General features: G+C 68.6%; 10 protein-coding genes. 6 read left to right on the top strand and 4 right to left on the bottom strand.

Annotated features, from left to right (window positions below; translation table 11 throughout):
* Positions 1-9: 9 nt before the first annotated feature.
* Positions 10-273, top strand: coding sequence for a 30S ribosomal protein S20 (gene rpsT, locus AC5Y47_RS16545; RefSeq protein WP_499945183.1), 264 nt, complete (start codon positions 10-12; stop codon positions 271-273).
* A 4-nt stretch (positions 274-277) separates the two neighbouring features.
* Here rpsT and holA read toward each other — a convergent pair whose 3' ends face one another.
* Positions 278-1261, bottom strand: coding sequence for a DNA polymerase III subunit delta (holA, locus tag AC5Y47_RS16540; RefSeq protein ID WP_499945182.1), 984 nt, complete (start codon positions 1259-1261; stop codon positions 278-280).
* Between the two features lie 112 nt (positions 1262-1373).
* Between holA and AC5Y47_RS16535 the strand changes: the two genes are divergently transcribed.
* On the top strand, positions 1374-3089 hold the full coding sequence (locus AC5Y47_RS16535; protein ID WP_499945181.1) for a serine/threonine protein kinase PknE: 1716 nt from the start codon (positions 1374-1376) through the stop codon (positions 3087-3089).
* 3 nt (positions 3090-3092) lie between these two features.
* Here the strand turns inward: AC5Y47_RS16535 and AC5Y47_RS16530 are convergent, their stop codons facing one another.
* The gene (locus tag AC5Y47_RS16530) at positions 3093-4655 is read right to left on the bottom strand and encodes a ComEC/Rec2 family competence protein (RefSeq protein ID WP_499945180.1); all 1563 of its coding nucleotides are present in this window, start codon (positions 4653-4655) and stop codon (positions 3093-3095) included.
* 17 nt (positions 4656-4672) lie between these two features.
* Positions 4673-5512, bottom strand: coding sequence for a ComEA family DNA-binding protein (locus tag AC5Y47_RS16525; protein WP_499945179.1), 840 nt, complete (start codon positions 5510-5512; stop codon positions 4673-4675).
* Between the two features lie 219 nt (positions 5513-5731).
* Between AC5Y47_RS16525 and AC5Y47_RS16520 the strand changes: the two genes are divergently transcribed.
* The 4 genes from AC5Y47_RS16520 (at position 5732) to AC5Y47_RS16505 (ending at position 8768) form a co-directional block, all read left to right on the top strand.
* Positions 5732-6139, top strand: coding sequence for a phage holin family protein (locus tag AC5Y47_RS16520; protein WP_499945178.1), 408 nt, complete (start codon positions 5732-5734; stop codon positions 6137-6139).
* Positions 6126-6371, top strand: coding sequence for a DUF3618 domain-containing protein (locus AC5Y47_RS16515; protein ID WP_499945177.1), 246 nt, complete (start codon positions 6126-6128; stop codon positions 6369-6371). The genes AC5Y47_RS16520 and AC5Y47_RS16515 overlap by 14 nt, the downstream gene beginning before the upstream one ends.
* A gap of 122 nt (positions 6372-6493) precedes the next feature.
* Positions 6494-7651 carry an acyl-CoA dehydrogenase family protein gene (locus AC5Y47_RS16510; protein ID WP_499945176.1) on the top strand — a complete coding sequence of 386 codons (1158 nt, stop codon included), beginning with the start codon at positions 6494-6496 and terminating at the stop codon, positions 7649-7651.
* Between the two features lie 7 nt (positions 7652-7658).
* Positions 7659-8768: an acyl-CoA dehydrogenase family protein gene (locus AC5Y47_RS16505; RefSeq protein WP_499945175.1), complete on the top strand. Its 1110-nt coding sequence runs from the start codon at positions 7659-7661 to the stop codon at positions 8766-8768.
* A 9-nt stretch (positions 8769-8777) separates the two neighbouring features.
* Here AC5Y47_RS16505 and AC5Y47_RS16500 read toward each other — a convergent pair whose 3' ends face one another.
* A complete protein-coding gene (locus AC5Y47_RS16500) occupies positions 8778-19805 on the bottom strand; it encodes a type I polyketide synthase (RefSeq protein WP_499945174.1) in 11028 nt (3675 codons plus the stop codon).
* Positions 19806-20004: the final 199 nt, after the last annotated feature.

The raw sequence follows: 20004 nt of genomic DNA, 5'->3' as shown, positions 1-20004 counted from the left end.
AATTCACGCGTGGCCAACATCAAGTCGCAGCAGAAGCGCAACCGCACTAACGAGCGCGCCCGGCTGCGCAACAAGTCGGTGAAGTCTTCGCTGCGCACGGCTGTTCGCGCGTTCCGTGAGGCGGCCCATGCCGGTGAGAAGGAGAAGGCCGCCGAACTGCTGGTCTCGACGAGCCGCAAATTGGACAAGGCGGCCAGCAAGGGCGTGATCCACAAGAACCAGGCCGCCAACAAGAAGTCGGCGCTGGCCCGCGCGCTGCACAAGCTCGGCTGAGCTCTCAGTTCCGGTCTGCCGCCAATTCGGCGACCTCACGCACCGCTGATTCCAACGCGTAGTCGGCGTCGGCGACGGCCCCTTTGACATTTGCGTTGAGGGTTGCCGCCACCTTCATGGCGACGGCCAACCGATCGCGCGACCAGCGCCGGGCCTGCTTCTGCGCTTTCTGCACCCGCCAGGGGGGCATTTTCAGCTGCCCGGCCAGCCGGTAGGGGTCACCGGACTGCGCCATCACCAGCCCGATCGTGTGAATGGCCTCGGCCAGCGCGTCGGCCAGCACCACCAGCGGTTCGCCGCGCATCATCGCCCAGCGCAGCGCCTCGGCGGCACCCGCGACGTCGCCGGTCACCGCCTTGTCGGCGATGTCGAATCCCTTCACCTCGGCTTTGCCGCTGTGATACCGCCGGACCGCGGCGGCATCGACTGAGCCGTTGGTGTCGGCGACCAGCTGCGAGCACGCCGATGCCAGCTCACGGAGATCGGAGCCGACGGCGTCCAGCAAGGCCGTCACCGTCTCCTCGTCGACCTTGACCTTCAACGAGCGGAATTCGCGCCGGACGAAGTCGGTGCGCTCGCTCGCCTTGGTGATGCGGGCGCACGGATGCTCCTGGGCGCCATGGGACCGCAGCTCCCCCGCCAGCGCCTTGGCCCGGCCGCCACCGGAGTGCACCACCACCAGCACGGTGCCCGGCGGCAGGTCCGCGGCGGCCGACGCGATCAAGGTGGCCGCATCCTTGCCGGCTTCTCCCGCTGCCTCGAGCACCACGATTCGCTCCTCGGCGAACAGGGACGGGCTCAGCAGTTCGGCGAGCTCGTTGGTGCTGACATCGCCGGCCCGCATCCGGTTCACCGGGACATCGGCTATCCCCGTCTCGGCTCCGGTGCCCGCGCGTTGTCGGGCCGACCGCAGTATCTGCGCGACGGCCCGCTCGATCAGCAGTTCCTCTTCCCCCAGGACAAGGTGCAACGGCGAAACCTCGCTCACGCCACGATGGTGTCACGAGCCTGCGACAGCCGCGGTTGCGAGTCGGACATGCGACAGTTGTCCTCGGTTGGTCGTCGGGAGTTCCGCGGGCCGCGGATCCTAGGAGGCTGGTGTGGCGGAAACGAAGTTCGGGCGCTACCGCTTGGTCGAATTGATGGGCCGCGGCGGCATGGGCGAGGTCTGGCGCGCCTACGACACCGAGACCGACCGAGTCGTGGCGATCAAAGTGTTGTCAGCGCACCTGTCCGACGACGCGGAGTTCCAGCGCCGATTTCGTCGGGAAGCTCACGCGGCCACCCGGCTGAACAGCCCGCACGTCGTCCCGATCCACAACTATGGTCAGATCGACGGCCGTCTCTACCTGGAAATGCGGCTGATTGAGGGCCGCGACCTGGCCAGCCTGCTCGCCGACGGACCGCTGGATCCGGCGCGGGCAGTTGAGATCGTCAGCCAGGTGGCCAAAGCGTTGCACGCCGGCCATCGGGTCGGGTTGCTGCACCGCGACATCAAACCCGCCAATGTGCTGCTCGACGAAGACGATTTCGCCTATCTGATCGACTTCGGGATTGCCCGCACGGTAGACGAGACGCGCATGACCAAAACGGGCAGCACGATCGGCACCTTCCACTACATCGCACCGGAGCGCTTGGCCATCGGGGCCGACGAGGACGCCCGCGCCGACATTTACTCACTCGCCTGTGTCCTCTTCGAGTGCCTGACCGGGAGGCCGCCGTTCCCGGGCGACACCATCCCGCAACTGGTGGCAGCACACTTGAGTACCCCGCCACCGCGAGCCTCGACCAACGATGCGCATATCCCAGCCTCCATCGACGACGTCATCGCGCGGGGCATGGCCAAAGATCCCGATCAGCGGTATGCGACGACGGGCGAGTTGGCCAACGCCGCCCGCCAGGCGCTTCGCGACACCACCGCCCCGCCGCCGCCGGGTCCGACACCGCCACCCATCAGACAGGCGCAAGCCCCCGCCGCCAGTCCTATGCCGGCGACCTGGGCACCGAGCGCGCCGGCAAATCAGCACGTTTTCACCAGTGCGCCACCGCGACAAGCCGCGAACAAGAACGGACTGAGCCCCGGACGGGCGGCACTCGTCGCGGGCGCTGTCGCCCTGGTGGCAGTGCTTGTCACGGCCATCGGCGTTTATCTTTGGGGCAAGCAGCAGCCGTCGGAGTCGCCCCAGACCGCATCGGGACAAAACGCCGGGTCCCCTCCCAGTTCTGCGGTGCGGGTGGCGTCGAACACGCTGGTCACCCGCCCCGACACCACTGAACCCAAGGCCGTGGTGGCTTTCTACGAAGACTTCCTGTGTCCTGCTTGTGGCCGTTTCGAGCAGACGTTCGGGCCGTCGGTGTCCAAACTGATCGATATCGGCGCTATCGCCGCCGACTATTCGATGGTGTCGATCCTCGACAGTGCGCGGACGCAGAACTATTCGTCGCGGGCAGGCGCGGCTGCCCTGTGTGTCGCCGATGAATCTGTCGATGCGTTCCGCCGATTTCACGGCGCGTTGTTCAGCAAGGGCATTCAGCCGTCGGAAACCGGCACCTCGTTTCCCGACAATGCGTGGTTGATCGAATTCGCCCGGCAAGCCGGCGCGGCCGGCACGGTCCCGGATTGCATCGACAGCGGAAAGTACCTGTCGAAGGTCACCTCGGCCGCCGACGCCGCGGGCATCCGCGCCACGCCGACGGTCAGGATAAACGGCCAGCAATACGACTTCACTACACCAGCCGCGCTCGTCGCGAAGATCAAAGAAATCGTCGGGGATGTGCCGGGTATCGACGAGGCCGCGGTTGCACCCAGCCCCTGATTCCTAACCATGGGGTTGGACCGCTCGAGACAGCCACCACGCCACCAGGCAAAAGGTGCCCGTTCCCACCGCCGAACCCGCGGCCAGGCGGAACCAGCGCCACCGCCACATCGCAGCCACCAGCACGCTGCTGCAACCGACCACGACCAGGCCGGCGACACCCGACGGCACCGGCACGCCGGCGCCCGGCACCCCGGCAGCCCAGTGCGCGACGCGCAGCACCCACCACACTTCCGGCCCGGTGAACCGGATCAGCAGCTGCGCTACGGCCGGCCAGCAGACGGCTGACACCGCTGCGGCTGTGCCGAGCACCGTGATCGGCGCGATCACCGGCGCCACCACCAGGTTGGCGACCACTGCGACCAGGCTGAACCGGCCGGAAATCGCCGCGACCAGCGGGGCGGTCACGACCTGAGCCGCCGCGGCGACGGCGAGGGCGTCGGCCAGCGGTTTCGGACAGCCTCGGCCCACCAGCCGCCGTGACCAGGCGGGCGCGACGACAACCAACGCGCCGGTCGCCACCACGGACAGGGAAAAGCCCAGGTCGACCGCCAGGTGCGGAGCCGCGGCCAGCAACACCAGCACCGAGGTCGCCAGCGCCGGCATGGCTTGTCGCCGCCGCGAGGACAGTATCGCTGCCAGCGCGATCGCGCCCATCACGGCGGCGCGCAACACACTGGCCGTCGGCTGCACCACGATCACGAATGCCACCAACGCCAGCCCGGACAGCGCCACGGCGGCCCGCGGCCCGATCAACCGTGCCGACAGCAGCACGGCCGCGCACACGATCGTGACGTTGGCTCCCGATACCGCGGTCAGGTGCGTCATGCCCGCCGCACGGAACTCGCCGCTGGTAGCCGCGCCGACCAGCGCGGTGTCACCGAGAACCAGGGCGGGCAACATGGCGGCCTCGTCAGCGGGCAACACCTGGTGCACGGCCGTGCCGAACCGATCGCGAACGAGTTGGGCGGCCCGCTGCACCGAGCCCGCACTCCCCATGGTCGGTTGCCCTGTCACGGTCAGCACCGCGACCGTCAGGTCATGGCGGGTGGGACGGGTGATGCGTGCGGTGAACCGCACCGGCCGACCGACCATCAGCTCGTCGAACTCGCCGCCGCCTTCCGGCACCCGCGCGAAAACCACCACGCGACCGGAGGATTCGTCGTCATGCAACCGTTGCAGGGTTGCCCGGAACATCAACCGGCTACGTCCCAGCGCCAGTGCGCTTTCGCTGGGCGTCACCGTCACCGGCGCGACGGTGCCGAACGCCGCGGTGATCGGGTGGTGCCCGACCGCGTCCGTGCGCAGCGCGATCGCCAGGCCGTATCCGGCTCCCACCACACCGACCGCCACCAGGCCGGCGCTGACCGCGGCCGTCCGTGCCCGCGGATCGCGCCGCATCCGCCACCACAGCAGGCCCCCACCGACCGCGAGCACAACACAGCATCCCGACAGCGACCGGCCGATCGGCCAGACGATCCCGGCGGCCGTCACCACCCACCCAGTCAGCGCCGCCGGGACCAGCCGCACGTCCAGCGGTGCCGGCGGGTCCGGAACCGTCCCCACCGCCGGTCGCCCCGCGGTCAGACACGTACCAGGGCGCGCAGTTTGTCCAACCGCGCCGGGCCGATGCCGTCGACCTCGGCGAGTTGGTCGACGGTGGTGAACCTGCCGTGGGTCTGGCGCCACGACAGGATCGCTGCGGCGGTGACCGGACCCACCCCGGGCAGCGCGTCCAGTTGCTCGACGGTTGCGCTGTTCAGGTCGAGCGCCTCCCGCGGCGCCTTCGGTTTGCCTGAGCTCGGCGGCACGCTTGAGGCGGGCGGCCCGGCGGGACTGCCGGTGCCGACGGAGCTGCCGAGCACCGCGGGTTTGCCCGACGGCGGCGCCAGCCCGACGACGATCTGTTCGCCGTCACCGAGCGGGCGGGCCATGTTCAGGCCGACGGTGTCCGCACCGTCGACCGCGCCCCCGGCGGCCTGCAGCGCGTCGGCGATGCGCGCGCCCGGTGCCAATGTGACCAAGCCCGGCTTGTGTACCAGTCCCACTACGCTGACCACCACCGGTCCGGCCGGCGGAGCGGTGCCAGCCGACGACCGTGCGGACGAAACCCGTTCTACCGGTGGCAGTTTCGCCGAAGTAACCGGCGACGGCCGATCGCTTACCAGGGTGAAGATCGTGATCAGCACCGCCAGCGCGGCGATCACCGCGAGCGCGATGGCACCGGACCGTCCCGGATCCGCCCGCACCCTGTCCAACCAGCCTCGACCCTTCGACGGGTCGGGAATCCACCGCGGCAACAGCGAGTTCGGGTCGTCCTGGTCGTCGTCTTCCACATCGGCTTCGGCATCGTCGTCTGGTTCGGGATCCGGATTGCCGGCCAGCCGTCGCTGCAGCCGCTCGGCGGGGAGTTCTGTTCGCATGTCGCGACCGTATGCGCGGCCACCGTCGTCCAGGCCGTGCCGCACCCGCCGGACGGCCCGCTTGTGGATCGATACGAAACTGTGGAAAAGCCCGTTGTCGAGCAGGTTTGGCGGCCCATCTCGCGGGTAGCCGGGTCGCCATGGGCCTGGTTTTGATTACCGCCGCCAGCGGGCTGATGTCCGCGCCGGTGGGCGACCAGTAGAACGGAGGATGCACCGATGAGCGTGAATGCGACGCCCGAGGATGCCTCGATCGGCGAGTTGCTGGCGCAGCTCTCCTCGCAGACATCACGCCTTGTCCGCGACGAAATGCGTTTGGCGCAGCGGGAACTCGTAGAGTCGGCCAAGCACGCCGGCGCCGGCGCCGGCCTGTTCGGCGCGGCGGGACTGCTGGGGTTTTTCGGTTTGGCCAGTGTGATCGCGTCCGCTATCGCGGGGCTGGCGTTGGTTGTGCCGACCTGGGCGGCGGCGCTGATCGTGGCCGCCGTGCTGTTCGCGATGGCCGGGGTGGCGGCGCTGGTCAGCAGACGCCAGGTCAAAGAAGCGACACCGGCGGCCCCGCAGACCGTCGCCAGCGTCAAGAAGGACATCCAGCAAGTGAAAGACGCCCGCCATGACCGGAGTTGAGCCCACCCCACCCGAACCGGGACCAGACGCCGACATCGTCGAATTGCGGGCCGACATCAACCAGACCCGCGCCCAGCTGGGCGACACCGTCGAGGCCTTGGCCGCCAAGGTCGACGTGCCGGAGCGGGCGAAGGAGAAGGTGGAAGCCGCCACGCCGACGATCGTGCTGGCGGCTTCGATAGCCGGCATCGCGCTGGTCGGCCTGCTGTGGTGGCGGCGCCGCCGCCGCTGACGCCGTGTTGGCTTCGACTGCGCACTACCCGGTTGAGGATTGCCGCCACGCAGCGCCTAACGTGCAGTGCAGGACTGCCGCGGCCCCCGTCCCGGCGGTCACCCGGACAAAGGAGGCTGCCAATGAAGCTGGCACTCACATCTGAGGAAGCCGCGTTCCGCGACGAACTTCGGACCTTCTTCACCACCCAGGTCCCCGCCGAGATCCGGGACCGGGTCCGGGAAGGCAAGTCGCTGACCCGCGAGCAGATCGTCGCCAATCACAAGCTGCTGCACGAAAACGAACTCGCGGTACCCAATTGGCCCGTCGAATGGGGCGGCAAAGACTGGACGCCGACCCAGTCGCAGATCTGGACCGACGAGATGCAACTCGCCAGCGTTCCGGAGCCGTTGAACTTCAACACCAAGATGGTCGGACCGGTGATCGCCGAGTTCGGATCGGACGAGATCAAACAGCGTTTCCTGCCTCCGACCGCCAGCTTGGACATCTGGTGGTGCCAGGGCTTCTCCGAGCCCGAAGCCGGCTCGGACCTGGCTTCGCTGCGCACCACCGCGGTCCGCGACGGCGACAGCTACGTGGTCAACGGTCAGAAGACATGGACGACGTTGGGCCAGTACGCGGACTGGATCTTCTGCCTGGTCCGTACCGACCCGCAGGCGCCCAAGCGTCAGGCCGGTATCTCGTTCCTGCTCTTCGAGATGGACACACCGGGGGTGACTCTGCGTCCGATCAAGCTGATCGACGGCGGCGTCGAAGTCAACGAGGTGTTTTTCGACGAAGTTCGCGTACCCGCGAATCAGCTTGTCGGAGAAGAGAACCAGGGCTGGACGTATGCGAAGTTCCTGTTGGGCAACGAGCGCACCGGCATCGCCCAAGTGGGCCGGACCAAAGTGCGTCTGGCCGAAGTGAAGCGGCACGCCGCCAAGAACGGACTGCTCGACGACCCGCTGTTCGCCGCTCGGCTGGCCGAAGCCGAAAACGAGGTGCTGGCGCTGGAACTCACCCAGGCCCGGGTGGTTTCGGGTTCCTCGGGCGGTAAACCCAATCCGGCTTCCTCGGTGCTCAAGCTGCGCGGCAGCCAATTGCAGCAGATCTCCACCGAGCTGATGGTGGAAGTCGCCGGTGCCGACGCGCTACCGGTCGACGGGGACGGGATCGCGTCGCCGGACTGGGCGCAATCCAGTGCGCCGCACTACCTCAACTACCGCAAGACCTCGATCTACGGCGGCAGCAACGAAGTTCAGCGCAACATCATCGCGTCCACCATTCTCGGATTGTGAGGCAGTCATGGACTTTCAGTTGAGCGAAGAGCAGGTGCTGCTGCGCGACACCACCCGGGAGCTGCTGTCGCGCAGTTACGACACCGAGAGCCGCAACAAAGTGATCGACACCGAACTGGGCTGGAGCCGGGAAGTCTGGAGCCAATTGGCCGACACCGGGATCCTGGGTCTCGGCTTCGACCCGGACGAAGCCGGTCAGCTCGAGATCGCGGTGGTGCTCACCGAAATCGGACGCCGCCTGGCACCCGAACCCGTGCTGCATGCCGCGCTGGCACCCGGGGCGTTGATCGCCGAGTTGGGCAGCGACGCGCAGCAGGAACTGCTGGACGAGGTCGCCGGCGGCGAGCGCTTGCTGGCCTTCGCCCACCTCGAGCCCGGCCACCGCAGCCCGTCCGCCGAGATCACCACTCGCGCGGCGCGACAAGGTGATTCGTGGACGGTCAGTGGACGCAAGAACCCCGTCCTGGCCGGTGACTGCGCCCAGACTCTGGTGGTCAGCGCGGCATTGCCCGACGGCGGCACCGGCCTGTTCCTGGTCGACGCGGACACGGTCAAGCGCAAGTCCTATCCCACGTTCGACGGCCAGCGCGGCGCCCAGATCGACTTCGAGGAGGCCGCGGCCGAACCGTTGGGTGAGGATGCCGCTGATGTCTCCGGAGCCATCGGCAACGCCGTCATCCGGATCCAGTCGGCGTTGTGCGCCGAAGCGCTGGGCGCGATGGAGGAAGCGCTGCGATTGACCACCGACTACCTGAAGACCCGCAAGCAGTTCGGGGTCACCCTCAACAAATTCCAGGCACTGACCCAGCGTGCGGCCGACATGTACGTGTCACTGGAGTTAGCGCGCAGCATGAACCTGTACGCCGCGATGTCGATCGCGGACGGCAACTACGACCCGGTGATCGCCGCCCGCGCCAAGCTGCAGGTCGGTCGCTCCGGCCGGCACATCGGGCAGGAAGCGATCCAATTGCACGGCGGCATCGGGATGACCGCCGAATACCCGGTGGGGCACTACACGGCGCGACTCACCGCGATCGACAACACCTTGGGTTCCACCCAGGATCAGTTGCGCGTCCTGATCGACCGCATCGGCGAGTACGACCTGGCCAAGCTCTGACGCTGCGGCTCACTGCGGCTCCGCCGCGGGCGCGGCTTCCACCTCCGGTGCGGCAGCAGACTCGGCGGCACCGGATGCAGCGAGGAACTCCGGCAGCTGCTCGGCCAGGTATTCGGCCAGCGCCCTGATCGTCGGATAGTCGAATACCGCTGTGGCGCTGATGGTGAACGCGCCGCCGAACTGGCTGTACAACCGGTTGCGCAGTTCGACGGCCATCAGCGAGTCCGTGCCCAGGTCCAAAAACCGGCTGTTCGCGGACGGGGGTTGGGCGAGCCGAAGGAAGCCCTGCACTTCCCGTTGCAGATATTCGGTGAGGAAGTCGGCCCGCTGCGCCTCGGGTATGTCCTGCAACTGCCGCAGCAGCTCGCTGTCGCCGGGGGTGGCCGCGACAGCACTGGGCAGGACATGGTCGAGCAGCGGCGGGCGCGCACCACCGAGCATCTTGGCCGCCCGCTGCCAGTTCGCCTTGATCACCGTGGCCTGCCCGATCCCGTGACCGATGACCTCACTCAGCGCGTTCAGCGCGGCGGTGGGGTCCAGCGCGATCATGCCCTGGGCACCGAGATTGGCCCGCGCGGCCTGCGATGCGGCCATGCCGCCCTTGGCCCACGGGCCGAAGTTGACACCGGTCGCGGGCAGCCCCTGCGATTTGCGTTGCGCGACAAGGCCGTCGAGCAATGCGTTAGCTGTGGCGTAGTTGGCCTGACCCGGTGAACCCAGCACGCTGGACGCCGACGAGTACACGATGAAGAAGTCGAGATCGTCGTTCTCGGTCATCCGGTGCAGGTAGTGCGCGCCGAAAGCCTTGGGCGCCAACGTGGTGCGGAAACGCTCCATGGTCTGCTGCGGCAGCAGCGCGTCGTCGAGCACGCCCGCCAGGTGCGCCACCCCCGCCAGCGGCGGCAACTCGGCGCGGATCTGCTCCAGCAGCGCGGCCACCTGAGACTCGTCACCCACATCGGTGGCGAAGGTGTGGATCCGGCAGTGGAACCGCTCGGCGATGTCGGCGATCGTCCGGGCTGCGTCCGCATCGGGTGCGCGTCGGCTGGTCAACACGATGTCACCGGCCCCGAGTTGCGCCAGGTACGCGGCCGTGTGCAGGCCGAGCGCACCCAAGCCCCCGGTGATCAGGTAACTCCGATCACCGCGCGGAGCAAGCGAATTGGGCATCTGCACCACGATCTTGCCGATATGGCGCGCCTGCTGCATGCGGCGGAAGGCGGCCTTGGCCTCGGTCAGCGGATAGATCTCGGCCGGCACCGGTGCCCACTCGCCATTGCCCAATCCGTCCGAGACCTCGCAAAGCAGACGCTGGATGTGCGCCGGGTCGGCAACGATGGTCCCGTCCAGCGCCACGATCTCGTACTCGATGTCGGGACGCTCCGCCGCCATCTGCTCCGGCGTCCAGATGTCGCGCTTGGCGATCTCGGCGAACCGGCCGCCCTGGGCGGTCGCCCGCACGGTAGCCGCGACGAAACCCTCGTTGGTGAGGCTGTTGAGCACCACGTCGACGCCCGCGCCCTGGGTGTCGGCGAGGATCTGATCCGCGAAATCCGTGCTGCGCGAATCGTAGACGTGTTCCACACCCATTCGGCGCAGCGTCGCGCGCTTGTAGTTGCTGGCGGTGGCGAAGACGACGGCACCGCACTGCCGGGCCATTTGCACCGCGGCCAGCCCGACACCGCCGCTGGCGGCATGGATCAGCACCCGGTCGCCGGCCCGCAGCTTGGCCCAGTCGAACGCGAGCCGCGCGGTGAGCGCCGCGGCGGGAATGGTCGCCGCGTCCACCGCGCTCATCCCTTTGGGCACCGGCGCCAGCAACTGGGCCGGCACGTTGACCCGGCTGGCGAACGCACCCGGCATGAAGCCCATCACGCGTTGCCCGACTTCCAAACCGGTGACGTCGGAACCCAATTCGGCGACGATCCCGGACACGTCGCCGCCGATCGGTCCCGGATCACCCGGGTAGAGGCCCAGCACGTTGAGCACGTCGCGGAAGTTCAGACCGGCTGCCTCCACCCGGATCTGGACTTCGTGCGCCTTGGGCGGCGACATCTGCGCCTCGGTGAGCCGGAGGTTGTCGATGGCACCCCGTTCGGTCGGCGCAAGGACGTAGTCATCCGAACGCGGCAGCGCCAAGTGGCCGCTGCGTGCCCACGGCATCAACCGTGCCACCAGGTACTTCCCTTGTCGCAGTGCGAGTTCGGGTTCTTCACCGGGGTTGGCGAGCAGGCTGGTGAGCAGACGCACGGCGTCCTCGGACCCGTCGTGGTCGACGAGTCGGCAACGCAGGATGGGCTGCTCGGCGATGATGGTGCGGCCCAGCCCCCACAGCGCCGCCTGGACCGGGTCGACCGGCTCGCCGGGCTCGGTTGCCACGCCTCGTTCGGTGACGATCCACAGTCCGCGTGGGAGTTTGACCGACTCGTTCGTCAACGGCGTGTGCACCGCGGCGAGCAGCGCGGCGATCTCGTCCTCCAACCGCGCGGCGAACTCGGCGCTGGACTCCGCCACGTCCGGTTGCGTGTCGCTGCGCCAGACGATTCCCGAGATCGGCGCGCCACTTTCCTCGGCCGCTGCGAACAGCCGCTGCCAATGCTCGGGATCGGTACTCCGGTCGGACACCAGGCAGCCCGGCAGGGCGGCGGCGAGCTTGTCGAAACCGGCCACCAGCAAGGTGGCGTTGCCGGCATCGCTCGCGTCGTCGGCCGGAGGCGGTACTTCGTGCCAGCCGACGGTGTACAGCAGCCGTGCGGCGTCGCCGCCGAGGCCACGCAGCAACGCTTCCCGCGGGGCGCGTTTGACGGTGAATTCGCGGATCCCGCCGAGGTGACGGCCATCTCGGTCCAGGAAGTCGAGATCGAATACCTGTGTCTCGCTATCCGTTCCCCCGGCCTGCCAGGTGGCGCGGCAATAGAACCGTCGCGGCATGCGTTCCCGCAAGACCACCCGCCCGTAGCGCAGCGGGAGGAACAGATCCGGCAGAGCCTGCGCATCCAGGGTCGCTGCCATCAGTGCGGGGAAGGCGGGAAAGGCGACACCGGTGCACAGGTCCAGCAGCACCGGGTGGATCGGTTCACTGCCGAGCTGTTCGGCCAGTTCCTCACCGACGACGACGTCGCCGATCGCCTCGCCGTCGCCGACCCACAGCGATTTCAGGGAGGTGGACCAGGTGGGTCCCCAGGCCAGTTCCATGTCGGCGAAGGTGTCGAACAGTTGTTGCGGACGGGTACGGCTCAACCGCTCGATGGCCACGTCCACCGTGTCCGCGGGGTCGGTTGCGGGCTCCTCCTCGACACCGGTGACCACCGTTCCGTCGGCGTTCAACGACCACTCGGCTTCGCGCACTCCGTACGGGCGGCTGTGCACCTTGAAGGTGTAGCCACCGCCGTCCTCCAGCGGATGCAACGTCAGCTGCACTTCGCGAGAGTGCTTGTCGGGCAGGATTATCGGCTCGTAGAAGAAGACATCCTGTACCCGCGCCGGCGGCCCGACCGCGGCCAGTGCCATCGCCGCGTAGGTGGCGCCGGGAACGACGACGGTGCCGTAGATGACGTGATCGGACAGCCACGGCTGCGACTTGACCGACAGCCGACTGGTGTAGATGACGTCACCGGACGCGAGATCTTTGGCGCTGCCGGCGATTCCGGAGGCAGCGGTACCCCCGACGTCGGTGCCCGCGATGGCCGAGGTTCTGGGCCAGAACCTACGACGCTGAAAGGCGTAGGTGGGCAGTTCGAGTCGGCGCCGCGGTACATGTTGCAGCGCAGCGAAATTCGGCCGATGGCCGGAGACGTAGGCCGCGGCCAGCGCCTCGGCCATCTGTCGACGGGCGTCGGCGCCTTTGCGCAGCGACACGATGGCCCGAGGGGTCGCCGACGACTCCGGCCAGACCTGCAGCGCGGCCGCGGTCAACACCGGCTGCGGGCCGATCTCCATCAACACCGAGCAACCCAGCCCGGCCGCGGTGCGCACACTCTCGGCAAACTGCACGGGCTGACGGGAATGGCGTCGCCAATACTGGGCATTGAGCGGGGTTTCCGCGGTCAGGACCGCGCCGGTCCGGTTGCAGACCAGCGGCCGGGTCGGCACGGCGAACGTCAGACCGGCAGCGTAGGACTCGAATTCGCCCAGAACCGGCTCGAGCAACTCCGAATGGAAAGCGTGGCTGGTCTCCAACCAGGTGCAGCGAATTCCTTCGGCGCTGAATGCGGCGACGACCTGTTCCAGATCCTCGCCCGGGCCCGACAGCACGGTGTTGGGGCCGTTGTAGGCACCCACCGAAACCCGTGGGTACCTGTCGGCGACCTCCTCGACGTGTTCGGCCTCGGTGAATACCGCCACCATCCGGCCGCCCTCGGGCAGACTGCCGAACAGCCGGCCACGCTCGGCCATCAACCGGATGCCGTCTTCGATGCTGAAGACGTCGGCTACGCAGGCCGCCGCGTACTGGCCGACACTGTGCCCGAGCACCACGTCGGGCTCGACACCCCACGACTGCCACAGCCGCGCCAGTCCCATCTCGACGGCGAACAGCGCGGGCTGCGCAAAAGAGGTGTGCCGCAAGGTTTTCCCGGCTTCTCCGCCGGTTTCCCGATCGGTGGCGAACAGCACCTGCAGCAGCGGACGCGGCAGCATCCCGTCGACCGCTTCCGCGCACCGGGTCAGGGTCTCGGCGAAAACGGGTTCGGCGTCGAACAACTCGCGCGCCATCCCCGGATACTGGCTGCCCTGGCCGGTGAACAGCCACGCCGTCGTCGGAGGGTCGGTGCACTCGCCGCGCACCACCCCCGGACGCAACCGGTTGTCCGCCAGGTCCAGCAAGGACTCCCGGGCACCCTGAACCGAGGCGTCTTTATCCAAGACCAGTGCGGCCCGGTGTTCGAAGTGCGAACGGCCGACCCCGGCGGTGAAGCACACGTCGTTGATGTCGACGTCTGGGTGGGCCGCCAGCCAGGACTCGTACCGCTGCGCCAATTCGATCAGCGCCTGCGGTGACCGCGCGGACAACGGCAACACGTTGACCGGTTCCGGCTCGACCGCCGGATCCGGTTCGGCGACAACGTCTTCTGGGCGCTGTTCCGGTGACGGCGCCTCCTCGATCAGCACGTGGGCGTTGGTGCCGGTGAAGCCGAACGAACTGACTCCGGCCCGGCGCGGCCGGCCGTTGGCCTGCCACGGCAACGCCTCGTCGACCACGCGCACCGGCAGGCTGTCCCACGGAATGTGCGGCGACGGATTCTGGAAATGCAGGTTCTGCGGCAGGGTTTCGTGCTGCAGCGACAACACGACCTTGACCAGCCCCGCGACCCCGGCGGCCGATTCGAGGTGCCCGATGTTGGTCTTCGCCGACCCCATCAGCAGCGGGCGGTTCGGGTCCCGGCCCGCCCCGTAGACGGCGGCGGCGGCCTGCACCTCGATCGGGTCGCCCAGCGCGGTCCCCGTTCCGTGCGCCTCCAGGTAGTCGACGTCGCCGCCGCCGAGACCGGCACGCGCCAGGGCGGCGGTGATAAGCCGTTGCTGCGCACCGCCGTTGGGCACCGTCAAGCCGCTGGACGCGCCGTCCTGGTTGACCGCGGTACCGCGGATGACCGCGGCGATCCGATCGCCGTCCCGCACCGCGTCACTGAGCCGCTTGAGCACCAGGATGCCGCAGCCTTCACTGCGCACATAGCCGTCGGCCGCGGCATCGAAGGTCTTGCACCGGCCGTCCGGGGAAAGCATCCTGGCCCGCGATGCGGCCACGATGGACGCCGGACTCAGCAAGACGTTGACCCCGCCGGCCAGCGCCAGATCGCAGTCACCGGAATGCAGAGCCTGGCAAGCCTGATGCACGGCCACCAGCGACGAACTGCACGCGGTGTCCACGGCGACCGCGGGTCCTTCCAGGCCGAGCGCGAACGCGACCCGACCCGCGATCGCGTTGAGCGCGTTGCCGGTGATGAAGTGGGCCTCGATCGTCTCGACCGTGTCGCTGGAAAGCAGATGCGAGTATTCGTTGGCCGCGACCCCGACGAAGATGCCGCTCCGGCTGCCGCGCAACGCCGCCGGCGAATACCCGGCCCGTTCCAGGCCTTCCCAGGCGATTTCCAGCATCAGCCGCTGCTGCGGATCCATCCACACCGCCTCACGCGGGGAGATGCCGAAGAATTCCGGGTCGAATCCGTCGATCGCGTCGAGATATCCGCCCGAGCGGGTGTAGATCTTGCCCGGGGTCTCCTGATCCGGGTCGTAGTACTCGTCGATGTCGAAGCGGTCGTCGGGGATCTCGCGGATCGCGTCGACGCCACCGGACAGCAGGTCCCAGTAGGCATCGGGGTCGGGCGCACCGGGGAAACGGCACGCCACCGCGACAACGGCGATCGGCTCGTCCGACGCATTCGCCGCCCGTGCCGACGAAGCCGCCGGGGCCGCGGATCCGGACGGCGCGGAGGCCGGTGCACTGAGACCCAGGACCTGGTCGAGCAGATAATCGGCGACGTCGGTGATCCGGGGATAGTCCATCGCCAAGGTCGCCGGCAGCTCTTTACCGACGGCCTGCTCGAGCTTGCGCCGCAGCTCGACGGCCATCAACGAATCCATGCCGAGATCGAAAAGACCGGCGTCCTCACGGATTTCGGCGCCGTCGGTGTGGGTCACCTCTGCGACGGTGTCGCGCAGATGCTGCAGGACGATTCTCTTCCGCTGCTGCACCGGGGCCACGGTGAGTTGTTCGACCAGGCGGGTGGTTCCCGAGGAGGTCGGTGCCGATACCTGATCGGGCACCTCACGTTCCACCTCGGCCAGGAACGCCCGTTTGCCGGCCTGCTGGTAGAGCGGCAGGAAGCGCGCCCAGTCGATGCGCGCGACAACGCCCTGCGGCGCTGCGGCGGCCATGAATTCGGCCATCCCGGCCAGCGCGTCAGCGGGCTGTAACGTCTTGACTCCGCGCTGATCCAGCCGCGCGCGGGCGTCCTCGTCGGCCATCCCCGCCATCCACGGACCGAAGTTGACACTGACCCCCGGCACACCCTGCTCACGCAGCCGCCAGGACAGGCCGTCCAGGAATGCGTTGGCCGCGCTGTAGGCGGTCTGGCCGAAGCTGCCCCACACCGAGGCGATCGAGGAGGTGCTGAGGAAGAAGTCCAACCGGAGGTCAGTGGTGGCCTCGCTCAAATTCCAAGCGCCCCAGACCTTTCCGGCGAACACCCGGTCGACTTCGGAGTCGTCCAGGGCGCGCAGCGGGGTGGTGCCCATCTCGCCGGCGGCATGGACGATACCGGCCAGCGGCGGCAGCTCGGCCTGTAGCGTGGCCACCAGACGGGCCACGTCGTGCGGATTGCCGACGTCCGCCGTGACGATCCGGGATTCGCAGCCGAACTGTTCGCGCATGGCTTCGATGCGTGACTGCGCCGCCTCGCCGGGTGCGCGACGACTGGTCAGCACCAGTTGCCGGGCACCGTGCGCCGCGAGATACCCGGCGATCTCCAGACCGACCGACCCCAGCCCACCGGTAACCAGATACGTTGCATCAGAGCGCAATTCGAGCGGCGTCGCGACCGGCAACCCGGCGCGGCGGGTCAACCGCGGCACATAGATCGCCTGATCCCGCAGCGCCAGTTGGTCTTCCGCGCCGGGTACGGCCATGTGGTCGACCAACCGAGTCCAGTCGTCGACCCCGTCGTCGGGCAGATCGGCGAGTCCGCCCCAGATCTGCGGATGTTCCAGGGAGGCGGCCCGACCGAACCCCCACAGACAGCTCTGCACCGGCGACACGGTGTCGGCGTCGGTGACCCGCTGCGCACCCTGCGTCAACAACCAGATCGGGGTGCGCAGTTCGGCGGCGGCCGCGGCGCGGAACAGGCGCCGGGTTCCGCTGAGCACTCGATGTTGCATCCGCAACAACGACCGGGTCGACGGGACCCGGTCCGCGTCGAGCGCGGCCAGATGCAGGATCCGCAGCGACGGCTCTTCTGCTGCCGCAGCGCGCAACGCCGCTTCGGCCACCTGCTCGTCACCGTCCGAGAGCGGCAGAGCGAGAATCCGGTGGCGGTGCCCGCGTCCGGTCAGGGCTGCCACGAGGGGTTCGATGACGTCGGACTCGCCACCGACCAGGAGCCAGCACGAGTCCTCACCGGCCTGTGTCGCCGCGGCCTTCTCCCACCGGATCTCATAGCGGGCGTCGGCGATGGACTGCGCACTACGTTGCCGGTTATGTTGCGCTGCAAGCTTGTTCAACACTTCGGCGGTCTGCTGGTTGCCGCCGGCGCCATCCAGCAGAGCCGCGAGTTCCTCGATCTTGCCGTCCTCGAGAAGCCGGACGGCCTCGGTGCGCGCGGCGTCCACCTGGTGCGGCGACGCGGCGGCGGCCACCCTCTTGTCCCGGAACCAGTACTCGCGGTGCTGGAACGGGTAGGTGGGCAGGTCCAGTTTGCGCGCCGGACGTTGCGCCAGAGCGGCGAAGTCGGGTAGGTGGCCCGCGGTGTAGGCGGTGGCGAGGGCTTCGGCGAGCTGGCGGTGGTCGTTGCCGTTGCGCCGCATCGACGCGATGGCCCGTGGCGCGGTGGCCGGGTCCGGCCAGGCCCGCAAGGCCGCGGCGGTGAGCACCGGCTGCGGGCCCACCTCCAACAGCAGGGCGCAGCCCAGGTCCGCCAGCGTGCTCACGCTCTTGGCGAATTCGACGGGCTGACGGGCGTGCCGGCGCCAGTAGGCCCCGTCGAGTCGCACGCTCCTGCCCAATGCCACGCCGGTCCGGTTGCACACCAGAATGCGTTGCGGCGCACTGTATTCGAAGTGACCCGCGAACGCCTCGAACTCGTCGAGGACCGGATCCAACAGCGCCGAGTGGAACGCGTGGCTGGTATCGAGCCAATCGCACCGGACGCCGTCGGCTGTCAACCTGGCCACCGCCTGGTCGAGATCCTCCGCGGGTCCCGACAGCACGGTATTCGCTCCGTTGTAGGCGGCCACGGACAGACGCGGGAACTCGTCGGTGAGGCTTTCCACCCGCTCAGCCGCGGCGAAGACCGCCGCCATCCGACCGCCCGCCGGCAGGCTGCCGAAGAGTCGGCCACGTTCGGCGAGCAGCAACGCGCCGTCCTCGAGACTGAAGACGCCGGCGACGCAGGCCGCCGAGTACTGGCCGACGCTGTGGCCCAGCACCACGTCGGGTTCGAAACCCCACGACTGCCACAACCGGGCCAGGCCCATCTCCACCGCGAACAGGGCGGGCTGGGCGTAATTGGTCTGGCGCAGGGTGGATTCGTCGTCGACGTCGAATATCACGTCCAGCAAAGGCTTTTCGAGTACGTCGTCGACCACGGCCGCGCACCGGGTCATCGTCTCGGCGAACACCGGTTCGGTCTCGAACAACTCGCGGGCCATCCCGGCGAATTGGCTGCCCTGACCCGGGAACACCCAGGCCGTCTTGGGTGCGTCGGCGCACACACCGCGCACCAGCCCCGGGGCCGGGCGGTCGTCGGCGAGGGCGCCGAGCAGCTCTCCGGCGGACTCCTTCGAATTCACCACCAACGCGGCCCGGTGTTCGAAATGAGTTCGCCCCGCCCCGGCGGTGAAGCACACGTCCGACAGGGCGGCTCCGGGATGCTTGGCCAACCAGGTGCGGTACTGATCGGCGATCTGGATCAGCGCGGCCGGGCTGCGTGCCGACAACGGAAGCACGTCGAACCGGCGGTGTTCGGGCTGCTCGACCGACTCGGGCGCCGCAACCGGGGCCGGGGCCGGGGCCTCCTCGAGGATGACGTGCGCGTTGGTTCCGGAGAACCCGAACGAACTGACTCCGGCGATCCGGGACGTACCGTTGCGTTCCCACGGGATGGTCTCTCGTACCACCCGCACCGCCAGCCGGTCCCACGGGATGTGCGGCGACGGGTTCCGGAAGTTGCAGTGCTTGGGCAGTTCCCCGTGCTCGAGGGCCAGGATGACCTTGACCAGGCCGGCTACTCCCGCCGCGGCTTCGAGGTGACCGATGTTCGTCTTCGCCGATCCGATCAGCAGCGGCCGGTCGGCCTCGCGTCCGTCGCCGAACACCGCGCCCGCGGCTTGGACCTCGATCGGGTCACCCAGCGATGTCCCGGTTCCGTGCGCCTCCAGGTATCCGACGTCGCGCGGTGCCACCCCGGCGCGCTGCAGCGCCTCGCTGATGCAGCGCTGCTGGGCGACACCGTTGGGCACCGTCAACCCGCCCGAGGCGCCGTCCTGGTTCACCGCGCTGCCCCGGATCACCGCGCGGATCCGGTCACCGTCGCGGATCGCGTCGGCCAACCGCTTCACGACGACGACACCGCAGCCTTCGCCGCGTACGTACCCGTCGGCGGCCGCGTCGAAGGTCTTGCACCGGCCGTCCGGAGCCAGCATGTGCGCCTGCGAGAACGTGATCATGGTCGCCGGACTGATCAGCACGTTGGCACCGCCGGCGAGCGCGAGATCGCACTCCCCCAGCCGCAACGCCTGGCAAGCCTGGTGGACCGCGACCAACGACGAACTGCACGCGGTGTCCACGGTGACGGCCGGGCCCTGCAGCCCCAGCCGATAACTGATCCGTCCCGCGCCGGCGGCACCCGCTGTCCCGATGGCCATGTAGGCCTCGATCTCCGGGTAGTCCAACTCCGCGGAGGCCATCCCCAGGTAGTCGTGGGTGGACAGACCCACGAACACACCGGTCTTGGTGTTGGCCAACGACATTGGGGCGGTGCCCGAATGCTCCACGGCGCGCCAGGCCGTCTCCAGCAGCAGTCGGTGCTGGGGGTCCATCAGCCGGACTTCGCGGGCGGACAGCCCGAAGAACGGCGCGTCGAACCCGGCTACGTCGTCGATGAACCCGGCCCGGCGGGTCGCCATCTTGCCGGGCGCGTCAGGATCGGAATCGAAGAATTCCTCGACACTCCAGCGGTCCGGCGGTACCTCGGAGATCGCGTCCCGCCCCTGTCGCAACACGTCCCAGAACTCGTCCGCATCGGCAGCGCCGGGAACGCGAATCGCGTAACCGACTATCGCGAAACCCGAGGCAGGCTCGACCGGGTTCTCGACGGTTGCCATGCATGTGTCCTCTCTGCCTGGAGTGCGATCGCTCCGAGCGCCCTGGGCTGGCCTCTCGGCGCCGGGCTTCGTAGCCACGAACGGTTCGTAGCCGAGTGCATCACCGCCGCTTGGTTGCGCGGCAGGATTACTCCCAACGGCAAGTATTACAACGAAGGACGCTGTACCGGGTCGGCATCACGCGATTGGCACCCGCAGC

The sequence above is a fragment of the Mycobacterium sp. NGS22 genome (genome assembly GCF_059813095.1).
The sequence above is the reverse complement of the archived record's forward strand: the minus strand, read 5'-3'. Positions and strand labels throughout refer to the sequence as shown.